The 13,236-nt window shown below is 74.5% G+C and carries 12 protein-coding genes; 9 read left to right on the top strand and 3 right to left on the bottom strand.

The window, feature by feature from the left end:
- Positions 1–37: 37 nt before the first annotated feature.
- Together PGB27_RS17605 and PGB27_RS17600 are read right to left on the bottom strand one after the other, a co-directional pair.
- On the bottom strand, positions 38–1,411 hold the full coding sequence (locus tag PGB27_RS17605; protein WP_274201685.1) for a phosphotransferase family protein: 1,374 nt from the start codon (positions 1,409–1,411) through the stop codon (positions 38–40).
- Complete coding sequence (locus PGB27_RS17600) at positions 1,411–2,667, bottom strand: acyl-CoA dehydrogenase family protein (protein ID WP_274201684.1); 1,257 nt, start codon at positions 2,665–2,667, stop codon at positions 1,411–1,413. Before PGB27_RS17600 ends, PGB27_RS17605 begins: the two co-directional genes overlap by 1 nt.
- 90 nt (positions 2,668–2,757) lie before the next feature.
- Between PGB27_RS17600 and PGB27_RS17595 the strand changes: the two genes are divergently transcribed.
- Positions 2,758–3,570: a crotonase/enoyl-CoA hydratase family protein gene (locus PGB27_RS17595; protein ID WP_274201683.1), complete on the top strand. Its 813-nt coding sequence runs from the start codon at positions 2,758–2,760 to the stop codon at positions 3,568–3,570.
- 18 nt (positions 3,571–3,588) lie between these two features.
- Here PGB27_RS17595 and PGB27_RS17590 read toward each other — a convergent pair whose 3' ends face one another.
- Positions 3,589–4,191 carry a TetR/AcrR family transcriptional regulator gene (locus tag PGB27_RS17590; protein WP_274201682.1) on the bottom strand — a complete coding sequence of 201 codons (603 nt, stop codon included), beginning with the start codon at positions 4,189–4,191 and terminating at the stop codon, positions 3,589–3,591.
- 89 nt (positions 4,192–4,280) lie between these two features.
- On the opposite strand from PGB27_RS17590, the gene PGB27_RS17585 reads away from it, so the two are divergent.
- The 8 genes from PGB27_RS17585 (at position 4,281) to PGB27_RS17550 (ending at position 13,132) form a co-directional block, all read left to right on the top strand.
- Positions 4,281–5,468 carry an acyl-CoA dehydrogenase family protein gene (locus PGB27_RS17585; RefSeq protein ID WP_274201681.1) on the top strand — a complete coding sequence of 396 codons (1,188 nt, stop codon included), beginning with the start codon at positions 4,281–4,283 and terminating at the stop codon, positions 5,466–5,468.
- The gene (locus PGB27_RS17580; protein ID WP_274201680.1) at positions 5,465–7,054 is read left to right on the top strand and encodes an acyl-CoA carboxylase subunit beta; all 1,590 of its coding nucleotides are present in this window, start codon (positions 5,465–5,467) and stop codon (positions 7,052–7,054) included. Before PGB27_RS17585 ends, PGB27_RS17580 begins: the two co-directional genes overlap by 4 nt.
- 23 nt (positions 7,055–7,077) lie before the next feature.
- Positions 7,078–9,006, top strand: a complete 1,929-nt coding sequence (locus tag PGB27_RS17575; RefSeq protein ID WP_274201679.1) for an AMP-binding protein — start codon at positions 7,078–7,080, stop codon at positions 9,004–9,006.
- The gene (locus PGB27_RS17570; RefSeq protein WP_274201678.1) at positions 9,003–9,455 is read left to right on the top strand and encodes a MaoC family dehydratase; all 453 of its coding nucleotides are present in this window, start codon (positions 9,003–9,005) and stop codon (positions 9,453–9,455) included. Before PGB27_RS17575 ends, PGB27_RS17570 begins: the two co-directional genes overlap by 4 nt.
- Complete coding sequence (locus tag PGB27_RS17565; RefSeq protein WP_274201677.1) at positions 9,452–10,258, top strand: HpcH/HpaI aldolase/citrate lyase family protein; 807 nt, start codon at positions 9,452–9,454, stop codon at positions 10,256–10,258. The genes PGB27_RS17570 and PGB27_RS17565 overlap by 4 nt, the downstream gene beginning before the upstream one ends.
- An 11-nt stretch (positions 10,259–10,269) precedes the next feature.
- Positions 10,270–11,142, top strand: coding sequence for an LLM class flavin-dependent oxidoreductase (locus tag PGB27_RS17560; RefSeq protein ID WP_274201676.1), 873 nt, complete (start codon positions 10,270–10,272; stop codon positions 11,140–11,142).
- A gap of 65 nt (positions 11,143–11,207) precedes the next feature.
- Positions 11,208–11,582: a hypothetical protein gene (locus PGB27_RS17555; protein WP_274201675.1), complete on the top strand. Its 375-nt coding sequence runs from the start codon at positions 11,208–11,210 to the stop codon at positions 11,580–11,582.
- Between the two features lie 188 nt (positions 11,583–11,770).
- The gene (locus PGB27_RS17550; protein ID WP_274201674.1) at positions 11,771–13,132 is read left to right on the top strand and encodes an MFS transporter; all 1,362 of its coding nucleotides are present in this window, start codon (positions 11,771–11,773) and stop codon (positions 13,130–13,132) included.
- Positions 13,133–13,236: the final 104 nt, after the last annotated feature.

Below are 13,236 nucleotides of genomic sequence, written 5' to 3'. Positions count from 1 at the left end.
CCGCGAGCCTCTCCCTGAACGGTCGTTCAGCGCAACGTCAGCCCGGCCGGAACAGGTAGCGCGGGTTGGCGACGGCCAGCTTGTCGGTCACCGCGGCGCGGACGGCCGCGAGCACCTCGGGGTCGGTGTCGTCGACCGCGCCGCGGCGGATCGCCGCCGCGAGCCCGGCCTGGTCGGCGAAACCCAACGCGGCGAGCCGCTCGCGGTGGCGGCGCTCCAGCTCCGGGCCGAGCGCCAGCTCCCGCGCGACGCCGTCGAGGACGTTGGCCGCGACGCGGCCGAGGAAGGCGAGGCGCTCGTCGCCGGCGGCCATGACCTCGTCGCGCAGGAAGCCGGCGACGGCCTCGACGAGGTCGCCCGCGCCGGGCCGTCCCTGCAGGTCGGAGCGCGGCGCGGCCGGCACCTCGGGGCCCGGCCCGGCGGGCAGCCCGAGCAGGAGCAGCAGGTCGTGCTCCTGCTCGGCGACGCGACGGCCGATCGCGGCGAGCTCGACCGAGGGCGTCTCCCCCGCCAGGTGACGCCCGGCCATGCGTCGGCACCCCAGCGCCCACCACGTGGTGCGGTGGACCTGCCACCAGCGCACGGCCCCGGGGTCGGGGCGCACCCCGGCGACCTCGGCGTAGCCGTCGAGCAGCTCGTCGATCGTCCCGAGGCCCGCGACGGGCAGCGGCGAGCCGAAGCGCCAGCACTTGACGCACAGCCACCCGAGGTCCTCGCGCGGGTCGCCCCGGTGGACCTGCTCCCAGTCGAGCACCGCGGCCAGCCCGGACTCGTCGACGATGAGGTTGCCGAGCCGGAAGTCGCCGTGGACGAGGGCGTCGGGGACCGGGTCGGGACGGTGCCGGTCGAGCCGGCGCAGGGCGATCTCGACGGTCGGCAGGGGCTCGTCGAGCGCGTCGTAGGTGGCGCGCAGGTCCTCGACGGGGTCGCCCGCCGGGAGCCCGGGGACGGCGTCGAGCGGGACCGCGTGGATGCGGGCGAGCGTGCGGCCGAGCTCCGCGGCCAGGCCCTCGCGGGCGGCGGCGAAGCGCTCCTCGCGCAGGATGCGGGGCCCGATCGTCTCGCCGTCGACGTGCTCGGTGACCAGGTAGGGCGCCCCGACGACCGCGGGGTCGCCGCCGCTGTCGACCAGCGGTGGGACGGGGACGCCCGCGGCCGCAGCCGCCGCGAGCGACGCCGCCTCGAGCGCCATGCCCTCGGGGCGGTCGTCGCCCGGCGGGTCGCGGCGCAGCACGAGGGCGCGCGGGCCGGAGGGGGCGGTGGCGGGATCGGTGGTGGGATCGGTGGCGGTGAACGACCACGTCTCGCGGCTGGCCCCGGCGGTCAGCCGGCGCAGGCCGTCGACCCGGACGTCGGAGCCGGTGACCTCGCCGAGGCGTCGTGCCAGCTGGTCACCCAGGTCGTCGCCCATCACCGCTGCTTGTTCGGGCCCGCGAAACGGAACAGGTACGCCGCGACCTTGCGCATCTGGATCTCCTCCGCGCCCTCGGTGATCCGGTAGCGGCGGTGGTGGCGGTAGATGTGCTCGAACGGGGTGTGCCGCGAGTAGCCGAGACCGCCGTGCACCTGCATGGCGCGGTCGGCGGCGTCGCACACGAAGCGGTTGGCGCGGTAGTTGCACATCGAGACGCGGTCGCTGATCTCCATGTGCGGGACGCGGTCGAGCTCCCACGCCGTCTTGCGGACCAGCCCGCGCAGCATCTCGCCCTCGGTCTGCAGCTCCACCAGCGGCCACTGGATCGCCTGGCGGGTGGCCAGCGGCGCGCCGAACGTCCGCCGCTCGCGGGCGTGGGCGACGCTGCAGTCGATGCAGTACTGACCCGCGCCGACGCCCGACGCGGCCTGGCGGATACGGTTCTCGTGGACGAACGTCTGCGCGACGGCCAGCCCCTCGCCCTCCTCGCCGAAGACCGCTTCGTCGGGGACCCGCACGTCGTGCAGGCTCACCTCGGCGTGGTCGGTGGGCATGTTGAACGTCCACCAGTGGAAGTCGACCGAGAAGCCCGGGGTGTCGGTCGGGACGAAGAACGCGGTGATCCCGCGCGCGTCGCCGTCGTGGCCCGAGGTGCGGGCGAAGACGACGTCGTGGGTCGCCGCGTGCATGTTGGAGTTCCAGCGCTTCGCGCCGTTGATCACCCAGTCGCCGCCGTCGCGGACCGCGCGGGTCTCCATCCACGTGGCGTCGCTGCCGTGGTCGGGCTCGGTGAGGCCGAAGCCCAGCCGCGCCGTGCGGGTGAGCATCGGCTCGAGGAACTCCTCGCGCTGCGCGTCGGTGCCGAACGCCATGAGCATGTGCGCGAACGGGAAGTTGCCGACCACCGACGACTCGTTCTGCAGGTCGTTGTGCAGGCCCAGCCCGCGGTGCGCGAGGTGCTCGCGGATCACCGCCATGTCGAGGTTCGTGCCGTCGGAGCCACCCACCTCCGTCGGCAGCCCGTAGCGCAGCCACCCCGCCGCGTCGGCACGGCGGAACATCTCGCCGAGCAGCTCCTCCCACTCGGGCCGCGGGACGCCGCCGTTCTCGAAGTCGGTGCGGGCGTACTCGCGCCGGTGGTCGAAGAACCGCTGGTTGTCGTCCTGCTCCTGCAGCGGGACGATCTCGCGCTCGATGAAGTCGTCGAGCGCGTCGAGCCGCCGGGTCAGCTCCGCCGGGAGTGCGAAGTCCACACCGACCTCCTCCGTGTCTGCGCGGTGTCAGGACGCGATGGCCGTCAGCGTCTCGCCACCTGAACGATCGTTCAAGTAGCGTCGCGGCGCATGAGCGAGCAGGAACGCGTGCGGGTCGAGCTCGTCGACGGCGTCGCCGACGTGCGACTGTCGCGGCCCAAGAAGCGCAACGCCCTCGACCCGGCCATGTTCGAGGGGCTCGTCCACGCGGGCGAGGCCCTGCGGAAGGACCGGTCGGTGCGGGTCGCCGTGCTCTCCGGCGAGGGCCCCGACTTCTGCGCCGGCCTCGACTTCGGCTCGTTCCGGGCGATGGCGAACGGCGAGCGGCTCTCGGCGTCGGCGCAGCTCCCGCCCACCGACGGGCCGGCGCGGGCGACGGGACAGCGCGCGGCGTGGGTGTGGGCGGAGCTCGAGGTCCCGGTGATCGCGGCCATCCGCGGCAACGCGCTCGGCGGGGGGCTGCAGATCGCGCTCGGCGCCGACATCCGCATCGTCGCCCCCGACGCGCGCCTGTCGGTCATGGAGGTCACGTGGGGCCTCATCCCCGACATGACCGGGACGCAGGTGCTGCCCGAGCTCGTCGGCCGGGACGTCGCCAAGGAGCTGACCCTGACCGCGCGGGTCGTCAGCGGTACCGAGGCCGCCGCGCTCGGGCTGTGCACGCGCACCGACGACGACCCCCTCGGGGCCGCCCTGGCGCTCGCCCGCGAGATCGCCGGCCGCAGCCCGCACGCGGTGCGCGCGGCCAAGCGCCTGCTCGACGCTGCGGGCCGGGTCGACCTCGCCACCGGCTTCGCCGCCGAGCAGACCGAGATCGGCGCGTTGATCGGCAGCCCGAACCAGGTCGAGGCGGTCACCGCGGGGTTCGAGGAGCGCGCGCCGGTCTTCGAGGACACACCGTGAGCAGCACCGCGGCCGGGATCAGCCGTCGAGGATGCCCACCAGCACCGATGCGACGTCCTCCCCGAGCTCGCGCGGCGAGCGCGGACCGGCAGGGTCGAACCACTTGTAGGTCCAGTTCGCGGCGCCGAGACAGGTGCTGACGTAGGTCCCGACCGACATCGGCAGGGCCCGCCCCGACTCGCGCAGGTAGGCCGCCACGGCGTCGCGCACCACGCGCTCGAACTCGCGGCGGCGCTCGAGGATCGGCTCGGCGAGCTCGGGCGGCAGCGCCGACTCCTCGTGGAAGCAGATCGTCAGCAGGTCGCGGTGCTCGCAGGTGTACCGGACGCGCTCGACGAGGAGCTCGCGCACGGCCTCCCGCGCCGACGGCGCCGCGGCGACGATCCGCCGCGCGCTCGCCAGGCTCTCGTCGAGGACCTCCTCGTAGACCGCGACGAGCAGGTCCTGCTTGGTGCGGACGTAGTGGTACAGCGTCGGCTTCCGCAGGCCGACCTGGTCGGCGACCTCGTTCATCGACGCCGCGCGGTACCCGCGGCGGCTGAAGACGGCGACGGCGCCGGCGAGGATCCGTTGCCGCTGCTCGTCGGCGCGACTGCCCCCGCCGCTCCCCCGTGCCGCCATCGCGCTCCCCGTTCCCCGCGCACGTCTTGACCGAACGTGTGTGACGTGGGGTACTTTCGCCCGACCGGTCGGTCGAAGCAAGGAGCAGCGTGTCCCACGACCTCGACGACGTGCACGAGGACTTCCGGGCGACGTGTCGGGCCTTCACCGACCAGCGCGTCCGGCCCGTCGTCGCGGAGGCCGAGCGCGAGGGACGCCCGCCCGAGCGCCTGTGGAAGGAGCTCGGCGGTGCGGGCCTGCTCGGTCTGCTGACCCCCGAGGACCTCGGTGGGTCCGCAGGCTCGGGCGGCGAGGCGACCGCGGTCGCCGTGCTCGCGGAGGAGCTCTCCCGGGCGTGCGGCGGCATCGCGGTGAGCGCGCTGGTCAGCGCCTACATGGCCGCCCCGCACATCGTCCGGTACGGCACCACCGAGCAGCGCGAGCGCTGGGTCGCGGCGCTCGCCGCCGGCGAGGCGATCGCCGCCATCGCCGTCACCGAGCCCGGTGCCGGCTCCGACGTCGCGGGCATCACCACGCGGGCCCGCCGCACCGACGACGGGTGGGTGCTCGACGGCCGCAAGATGTACATCACCAACGCCGGTCTCGCCGACGTGCTGGTGGTCGGTGCGAAGACCGATCCGGGTGGCGGCCACCGCGGCATCACGACGTTCGTGGTGCCCGCCGGGACGCCCGGGCTGTCGACGGGCGCCCCGCTGGCGAAGATGGGCTGGCACTCGTCGGACACCCGCGAGGTCGTGCTCGACGGGGTGGAGCTCGGCGAGGACGCGGTGCTGGGCGTCGAGGGCCGCGGCTTCCACCAGATCATGGCCGCGTTCCAGCTCGAGCGCGTCGCGCTCGCCGCGATGGGCGTCGGCCACGCCGCCGAGGCGCTCGACACCGTCACCGAGTACGTGCGCGGACGCGAGGTGGCGGGCGAGCCGCTGACCGCGCGCCAGGCGATCCGCCACCGTCTCGCCGCGATGGAGATCGAGCTCGAGGCCGCCCGCGTCATGACCTACAAGGCGGCCGACCGCCTCGACCGCGGCCACCCCGAGGCCGACCGCTCGGTCGCCGCCGCGAAGTACTTCGCGGCCAAGGCGGCGGCGTGGATCGTCGACGAGGCGGTCCAGCTCTTCGGCGGCGCCGGCTACCTCGAGGAGACGCCGGTCGCGCGCCACCACCGCGACGTGCGCATCCTGCGCATCGGCGGCGGGACCGACGAGATCCAGCTGGAGATCCTCGGCAAGCGGCTCGTGCCCGGTCACGGGTCGAGCTCCGACGAGCTGCGTCTCCCGTGACGGGGACGGCCAACGCCCACGGCGCTCCTCCTCCGTGGGAGGTGCCGGCGCCCCTTCCCCCCGGGACGCCGGCACCTCCCTCGGGCGACGACGTGCTCGCGGCCGCGGCGCGGGCCCGCGAGGGCGGCGACACCGGCCGGTGGCCGGACAAGCTGCCGGTGCGCGAGCGCCTCGCCGTGCTGCTCGACCGGGGCAGCTTCGTCGAGGACGGCGTGCTGGCGTCGGCGAGCACGCCCGGCATGCCGGCCGACGGTGTCGTCACCGGGGTGGGCACGGTCGAGGGGCGCCCGGTCGCGGTGATCGCCCACGACTTCGGCGTCAAGGCCGGCTCGTGGGGCGAGCGGACGTGCGAGAAGCAGATCCGCATCCTCGAGCGCGCCGACCGCGACCTGCTGCCCGTCTTCTACCTCGTCGACTCGGCGGGCGGGCGACTCACCGAGCAGATGGGCTTCTTCCCCGGCCGCCGGGGCGCCTCGAGGATCTTCCACCTCCAGGTCGCGCTGTCCGGGCGCGTCCCCCAGATCTGCTGCCTGCACGGACCGTCGGCCGCCGGCGGGGCCTACATGCCCGCCTTCACCGACTGGGTCGGCATGGTCGACGGGCAGGCGTCGATGTACCTCGCCTCGCCGCGCGTGGCCGAGAAGGTCACCGGCGAGCGCACCACCGCGGAGGAGATGGGCGGCGCGCGGATGCACGCCGAGGTCTCGGGCTGCGGCGACGCGGTGTTCGACGAGGACTGGCAGGCGATCGCTGCCGCCCGGCTGCTGTTCTCCTACCTCCCCGACCACTTCGACGCGTCCCCGCCGAGCGCCGAACCGAGGGAGCCCGAGGCCACCGGCTGGGACGGCCTGGTGCCCGAGGACCCGACCGTCGGCTACGACGTCACCGCGGTGATCGACCGGCTCGTCGACGGCGGCTCGTTCTTCGAGGTCAAGCCCGACTGGGCCCCCGAGATCGTCGTCGGGTTCGCCCGGCTCGAGGGGCGGGTCGTGGGGCTCGTCGCCAACCAGCCGCGCGTGCGCAGCGGCGCGATCCACGTCGACTCCGCCGACAAGGCCGCCCGGTTCATCAGCCTCTGCGACGCCTTCAACGTCCCGCTGCTCTTCCTGCAGGACGTGCCCGGGTTCATGGTCGGCGTCGCGGTGGAGCGCCAGGGCATCATCCGCCACGGCGCGAAGATGATCACCGCGATGTCGTCGGCCGAGGTCCCGAAGTTCACCGTCGTGCTGCGCAAGGCCTACGCCGCGGGCTACTACGCGATGTGCGCGCCCGGGTTCGAGCCCCGTGCCACCCTCGCGCTGCCCAGCGCGTTCATCGGCGCGATGGGACCGGAGGCGTCGGTCAACGCCGTCTACGCCGGCAAGATCGCCGAGATCGCGGACCCGGACGAGCGCGCGGCGTTCGTCGCCACGCGCGTCGAGGAGCACCGCGCGGAGGTCAACCTGCTGCGCATGGGCGACGAGCTCGTCGTCGACGCCGTCGTACCCGGCGAGGAGCTGCGCGGCGAGCTGGTCGCGCGCCTGCGGCACGCCGACGGCTGGACCCGGACCCGCGGGCGCCGTCACCACCCCGTCAGCCCTGTCTAGTCCCCGATGCAGGAGCAACGATCATGGATGATCGCGACACCCTGGCCACGCTGATCTCCGCGCCGCTGCAGCCCCTCGACGAGCGGTGGCGCTCTCCCGAGCGGGCGGCCGAGCTCGCCGAGGCCCGCGCGCTCCACGACCGCGACCCCGACGACTACTGGGCCTGGGTCGCCGGCCGGCACCGGTGGCTGACCCCGTGGCAGACCGTGCGCACGGGCGAGCTCGGCGACTTCCGCTACTTCGAGGGCGGGCGCATCAACGTCGCCGACAACTGCGTCGACCGGTGGGCCGAGGACCCGGCGACCGCCGGCCGGCCCGCCGTCGTGTGGGAGGGCGAGCCGGGCGACACGCGGACGCTGACCTACGCGGAGCTCGCCGACGAGGTCGACCGCCTCGGCGGCGGGCTGCGCTCGCTCGGGATCGCCCACGGCGACGTCGTCGCGGTGTACATGCCCAACCTCGTCGAGGCGTTCACGGCGATCCACGCCTGCAACAAGATCGGCGCGATCTACACGGTGCTGTTCTCCGGGTTCGGGCGCGACGCCGTCGCCGCGCGGCTGGCGGCGGCCCGCGCCAAGGTCGTGGTCGTCGCCGACGCCATCTACCGCCGCGGCAGGCCGGTCGAGCTGCTCGAGACCCTGCGCGCCGCGCGGCCGGACGCGCCGACCGTCGAGAGCGTCGTGGTGGTCGACCGCACGCGGCGCGACGTCGAGCTGCGGCCGGGCGAGGTCTCGTACACGACGCTGCTCGCCGAGCACCCCGAGGGCGCCCCGACCGTCGCCCTCGACCCCAACGAGCCCGCGTTCCTGATCTTCACGAGCGGCACCGAGTCGCGCCCCAAGGGCGTCGTGCACTCCGTCGGCGGCTTCCTGCTCGGGACCTGGGCCAACGTGCACTGGCAGGCCGGGCCCGCCGAGGGCGACGTCTACTGGGTGGCCGCGGACGTCGGCTGGCTGACCTTCCCGATCCAGGCCGTGATCGGCGGGCTCGCCCACGGCGCGACGATCGCCTGCTACGAGGGCGCGCTGGACACGCCCGGTCCCTCGCGGTTCTACGACATCTGCGAACGGCACGGCGTCACCCAGGTGCTGTGCGCGCCGACGGTGCTGCGGACGCTGCGCAAGTTCGGCGACGAGCTGGCCGCCGCCCACCCGCTGCCCCGGCTCGCGCTGATCACGGTGCAGGGCGAGCCGCTGGACGGCGAGACCTTCACCTGGGCGACCGAGACCTACGGCGTCCCGGTCGTCAACGCCTACGGGCAGACCGAGACCGGGTCGACGTGGACCTACCCCGTCACCGGCGTCGACGACCTCAAGGCCGGCTCGGCGGGCACACCGGTGCCCGGGCACGCCTTCGCCGTGGTCGACGAGGAGGGCCACGAGGTGCCGGCGGGGGTCAAGGGCAACCTCGTCATGACCCGCCCGTTCCCGACGCTCGCCCGCACCGTGTGGGACGACCACGAGCGCTACCTGTCGACCTACTTCGGGCGCTTCCCCGGCCGCTACGCCACGAACGACGAGGCGGTCGTCGACACCGACGGGCACCTGTGGGTGCTCGGGCGCGCCGACGACGTCATCAACGTCGCCGCGCACCGCCTGTCGACCATGGAGATCGAGGCCGTGGTGACCACGCATCCGCGCGTGGTGGAGGCGGCCGTCGTCGGGATCCCCGACCCCACCAAGGGCACGGTGCCGGTCGCGTTCGTGACCGTCACCGGCGGGAGCGCCGACGACGTGCCCGACGAGGTGCGCACGCTCGTCGCCGACACCATCGGCGGCATCGCCCGGCCCGACCGCGTCGTCGTCACCGCGGCGATGCCGAAGACCCGGACCGGCAAGATCATGCGGCGCCTGATGCGCGAGGTCCTGCTGCACGGCGAGGCGCGCAGCGACACCAGCGCGCTGGAGGACCCGGGCAGCCTGGAGACGCTCGCGGCGGCGGTGAACGCGTGAGCGGACTGTGGTTCGAGGACCTCACCGAGGGCCTCGTCGTCGAGCACGCGACCCGGCGCACGGTCACCGAGACCGACAACGTCCTGTTCACGACGATGACGATGAACCCGGCGCCGCTGCACCTCGACCACGCGTACGCGGCGACCACGGAGTTCGGGCGGCCGCTGGTCAACAGCATGTTCACCCTCGCCCTGGTGGTCGGGCTGTCGGTACCGGAGCTGACGCTGGGCACGATCGTCGCCCAGCTCGGGCTCGACGACGTGGCGTTCCCGGCGCCGGTGTTCCACGGTGACACCGTGCGGGTGGAGACGGAGATCGTGTCGGCGCGCGCGTCGGGGTCGCGGCCCGACGCCGGGATCGTGGTGTTCGCGCACCGCGCGTACAACCAGCGCGACGAGCTGGTGTGCCGCTGCCGGCGCACCGGACTGATGCACCGGAGGCCCGCGTGAGGGTGCCGCGCAGCCTGCTGTTCGTGCCCGGGGCGCGGCCCGACATGGTCGCCAAGGTGCCGCGCTGGTCGCCCGACGCGGTGGCCGTCGATCTCGAGGACGCCGTCGCCGCGGCCGACAAGGAGACCGCGCGCGAGGCCACCGTCGCGGCGATCGCGGAGCTGCCCGCGTCGGACACCCTCGTGCTCGTCCGCGTCAACGGCCCGACGACGCCCTGGTACGTCGACGACGTCGCCGCGGTCGCGGCGTCGGCGGCGCAGGGAGTCGTGCTGCCCAAGCTCGAGTCGCCCGAGCAGCTCGCGGACCTGCGCTCGCGCCTCGACCTGCCGGTCATCGGCGGGCTGGAGAGCGCGCGCGGCATCGGCCGGTGCCGGGAGATCCTCACGGGCGGCGACCTGCTCGCCGCCTACTTCGGCGCCGAGGACTACATCGCCTCGGTCGGCGGGCGGCGCACCGCGGGGTCGCTCGAGGTGCTGCACGCGCGCAGCGAGGTGGTCCTCGCGGGCGCGATGGGCGGGGTCGGGCTGCTCGACCAGGCCGTCGTCGCGGCGCACGACGCCGACGCGTTCCGCGCCGACGCCGCCGTCGGGCGGGACCTCGGCTACGACGGCAAGATCTGCATCCACCCCTCCCAGGTCGCGCTGGCCCACGAGGCGTTCACCCCGACCGACGACGAGATCGCCCACGCCCGGCTCGTCATCGAGGCGGGCAGGTCGGGGGTCGGGGTGGTCGACGGCGAGATGGTCGACGACGTGCACCTGCGGATGGCGGCGGCGGTGCTCTCCCGCGCGGGACTCTCGTGAGGGTCGGGCTGATGATGCCGCCGACGATGGAGGCGGCCGATGCCCGGCGTGCCGAGGAGCAGGGCTTCGACATCGTCGCCGCCGGCGAGCACGTGCTCTTCGGCAGCCCGACGGCCAACGCGTTCGTCACCCTCGCCGCGGCCGCATCGGTGACCAGCCGGGTGCGGCTGCTCACCGCGGTGACGCTGCTGCCGCTCTACCCCGCGCCGCTCGCCGCGAAGATGGCGACCACCCTGGACCGCGTCTCCGGCGGGCGCTTCGAGCTCGGCGTCGGCGTGGGCGGCGAGAACCCCGTGGAGTTCACGGCGTGCGGCGTCCCGGTGCGCGAGCGCGGACGGCGCACCGACGCGGGCCTCGACGTGCTCGGGCGCCTGTTCGCGGGCGAGGCGATCGACGTCGACGGCACCACGGCGACCCTCGACCCGCTCCCCCTGCAGCGGCCGCGCCCGCCGATCTGGGTCGGCGGGCGCTCCGAGGCGTCGATGCGCCGCGCCGGGCGCGCCGGCGACGTCTGGATGCCCTACCTCGGCAGCCCGGACCGCGTCGCCCGCGGCCTGCGCACCGCCCGCGAGGAGGCCGAGCGCCGCGGCCGCGACCCGGCCGCGGTCACCGGCGCCTACTTCGCGTGGACCGCCGTCGACCCCGACCCCGCCGTCGCCCGCCGCCGCGCGCTCGACGTCCTCGCGGCCACCTACGGCCAGGACATGGACCGGATCGTCGACGCCTGCGTCCCGCACGGCACCCCCGAGCAGGTCGCGGCCCGCCTCGCGGAGTACCGCGACGCCGGCGCTGCGTCGGTGGTCATCGCGCCCGCCGCGGCGTCCGCCGACCGTGAGCGCACCCTCGAGCTGCTCGCCGGAGACGTGCTCCCCCGCCTGCGGTGACGCCGCCGGACGTGACGGGTCATCACCTCGAGGTCCGGGACCGGCATCCGGCACGATCGGGGGCCGTGGCGTCGACGCAGGTCCTGGTCCTCGGGCTCGACCCCCGCACGGTGCCGGGGTACGACCCGGAGCCCGTGGTCGCGAAGATCGAGGCGGGTGAGCGGCGCTTCGTCGAGCGGGGCATCGCGGCGCGTCACGAGCTGCTCCCGTACGACGAGGACCCCGACGTGCTGGCCGCACGGATCGCCGAGGTCCTCGCCGCCGAGCCCTACGCGTGCGTCGTCGTGGGCGGCGGCATCCGCACCGACGAGGCGCGGCTCGCGTTCTTCGAGCGCGTCGTCGACCTCGTCCGCCGCCACGCCCCGCAGGCCGCGATCGCCTTCAACGCCGGGGCCGACGACGCCGCCGACGCCGCCGCCCGTTGGCTCCCGCGCTCCTGACGACGCTCCTGACGACGCTCCTGACGACGCTCCTGACGACGCAGCGTCGAGGTGTGCACACCGCACCGTGACGGCGGCGCGCCGTCGTGCCGACGGCCCAGTCTCGTCACCGACTCCTCCGCCGAGCCTTGACCCTGGTCCGGGCGGGCCGTTCCATGACCGGGCACCCCGACGACGAGGAGCACCCCATGGCCAGCGACGCGTCCGGAACGGAGTCGGTCGAGGGCGGCCGCGCGGGACCCTCCCTGCGGGTGCCGCGGCGGGTCGCCGCCGCCAGCCTCGTGGGCACGACCATCGAGTGGTTCGACTTCTTCATCTACGGCACCGCCGCGGCGCTCGTGTTCAACAAGGTGTTCTTCCCGGCCGCCGACCCGGCGATCGGCACCATCGCCGCGCTGGGCACGTTCGCCACCGGCTTCATCGCCCGCCCCATCGGCGGCGCGGTGTTCGCGCACTTCGGCGACCGCGTCGGGCGCAAGCCGATGCTCGTGTACTCGCTGCTGCTCATGGGCGCGGCGACGGTCGGCATCGGGCTGCTGCCCGGGTACGCGACGATCGGCGTGCTCGCGCCGGTCCTGCTCGTCGTGCTGCGCTTCGCCCAGGGCTTCGGGGTCGGCGGCGAGTGGGGCGGCGCCGCGCTCATGGCCGTCGAGAACGCTCCGCCCCACCGGCGCGGCTTCTACGGCAGCTGGCCCCAGGTCGGCGTGCCGCTCGGGCTCGTCATGGGCACCGGCTCGTTCCTCGTGCTCGACCTGACCGTCAGCGAGCCCGCCTTCCAGGCCTGGGGCTGGCGCATCCCGTTCCTCGCGAGCGCCGTGCTCATCGCCGTCGGGATGTGGATCCGGCTGACCGTGGCCGAGAGCCCGGTGTTCCGCCGCGACCAGGAGCGGCGCGAGGCGAGCCGGCTGCCGGTGCTGCAGGTGCTCCGCGAGCACCCGAAATTGATCTTCCTGGCGGCCGGGTCGTTCGTCGCCACCAACGCGACCTTCTACATCAGCTCGGTCTGGCTCGTCTCCTACGCGACCACCGAGCTCGGCTACACGCGCAGCACGATCCTCGGCGCGAACACGTTCCTGTCCGCGTCGGACATCCCGATGATCCTGCTGCTCGGGCTGCTCTCCGATCGCCTGGGCCGGCGTCCGCTCTTCCTCGGGGGGATGGCGCTGCTCGCGGTGTTCTCGATCCCGTACTTCCTGCTCGTGCAGACCGGGGTCGTCGGGCTGTTCATCCTCGGCGGGCTCGTCGTCCAGGCCTGCCGCAGCGCGGTGTACGGGCCGCAGTCGGCGTACTTCTCCGAGCTCTTCCCGACCCACCTGCGCTACAGCGGGGCCTCGCTCTCCTACCAGCTCGCCTCGATCGTCGGCGGGCTCGCGCCCGCGATCTGCGGCCTGCTCGTGCTCTGGACGGGCAGCCTCATGGCGGTCGCCGGCTTCACCGTCCTGCTCGCCCTGATCTCGCTGGGCAGCAGCTGGGCGATGAGCGAGACGCTGACCCGCGGCCTCGACGGCCCGGACGAGGCCCCCGCCCGCGGGGTGGCCGCGCAGGCCTGAGCCACGCCCCACCCGCCGACCCTCCAGCCGCCGACCCTCCCGCCGCCGGGCCTCCTCCTCACGGGGGAGGGCCGGCGGTGAGGTCGTCCCGGCGAGGGACGCCG

The sequence above is a fragment of the Actinomycetospora lemnae genome (assembly GCF_028737315.1).
GTDB classification, from domain to species: Bacteria; Actinomycetota; Actinomycetes; order Mycobacteriales; family Pseudonocardiaceae; genus Actinomycetospora; species Actinomycetospora lemnae.
This window is presented reverse-complemented; position numbering and strand designations above follow the sequence as displayed.

What these genes read in the sequence shown, in the direction of transcription:
- PGB27_RS17605 (WP_274201685.1), bottom strand. Translation starts at nt 1,411, where the DNA reads ATGGGCGACGACCTGGGTGACCAGCTGGCACGACGCCTCGGCGAGGTC.
- PGB27_RS17595 (WP_274201683.1), top strand. Translation starts at nt 2,758, where the DNA reads ATGAGCGAGCAGGAACGCGTGCGGGTCGAGCTCGTCGACGGCGTCGCC.
- PGB27_RS17590 (WP_274201682.1), bottom strand. Translation starts at nt 4,191, where the DNA reads ATGGCGGCACGGGGGAGCGGCGGGGGCAGTCGCGCCGACGAGCAGCGG.
- PGB27_RS17575 (WP_274201679.1), top strand. Translation starts at nt 7,078, where the DNA reads ATGGATGATCGCGACACCCTGGCCACGCTGATCTCCGCGCCGCTGCAG.
- PGB27_RS17560 (WP_274201676.1), top strand. Translation starts at nt 10,270, where the DNA reads ATGATGCCGCCGACGATGGAGGCGGCCGATGCCCGGCGTGCCGAGGAG.
- PGB27_RS17550 (WP_274201674.1), top strand. Translation starts at nt 11,771, where the DNA reads ATGGCCAGCGACGCGTCCGGAACGGAGTCGGTCGAGGGCGGCCGCGCG.